Source organism: Pseudoalteromonas sp. NZS100 (genome assembly GCF_015864815.1).
GTDB lineage: Bacteria > Pseudomonadota > Gammaproteobacteria > Enterobacterales > Alteromonadaceae > Pseudoalteromonas > Pseudoalteromonas distincta.
Genome location: NZ_JADYWM010000074.1, coordinates 1 through 530 on the forward strand (window position 1 = coordinate 1; position 530 = coordinate 530).

At 41.1% G+C, this 530-nt stretch carries 1 protein-coding gene; it reads left to right on the forward strand.

Annotation, left to right across the window (positions count from 1 at the left end):
• Positions 1-403, forward strand: a 403-nt coding sequence (locus I6E69_RS20530; RefSeq protein WP_197122240.1) for a primase C-terminal domain-containing protein, incomplete at its 5' end; no start/stop codon positions are given.
• Between the last annotated feature and the right edge of the window lie 127 nt (positions 404-530).

Here is a 530-nt window from a genome sequence, read left to right on the forward strand (position 1 = left end):
AACGGCGACCGAGAAAGAATATGGGCTTGGAAGGAATTGCACCCTGTTCGATACCGTTCGCCATTGGGCTTATTCTTCGATTAGAGAGCACCGAGGTAAGACTTGGGAGCAATGGTATAACTCAGTGCTTAAAAACGCTCAAAACGTAAATATGATGTTTTCAGAACCATTGCCATACTCAGAAATCAAAGCCACTGCCAAAAGCATCGCTAAATACTGCTGGAAAAATGATGCATACCACTATAATGAGTTTATCTATCGCCAAGCACTTAAAGGCAGAAAAGGCGGTAAGATCTCTAGGCGTAAGCCTGTAGCTATTTCAGCACGCACGCAACAACCTTGGGTAGATTTAGGTATATCACAAAGTACGTATTACCGGCATAAGAAAGCAGGAAAAATATGACAGCAGATAAGCCTAAATCAGATAACAGCCTTTTTATAGTTTTGGAGGGGTGTTTGATTCTATTACTGCTCGAACGTCTCTAAACACTCTAAGTAGGCTGTAGCGCCTATTTTATTGATTGTTATTT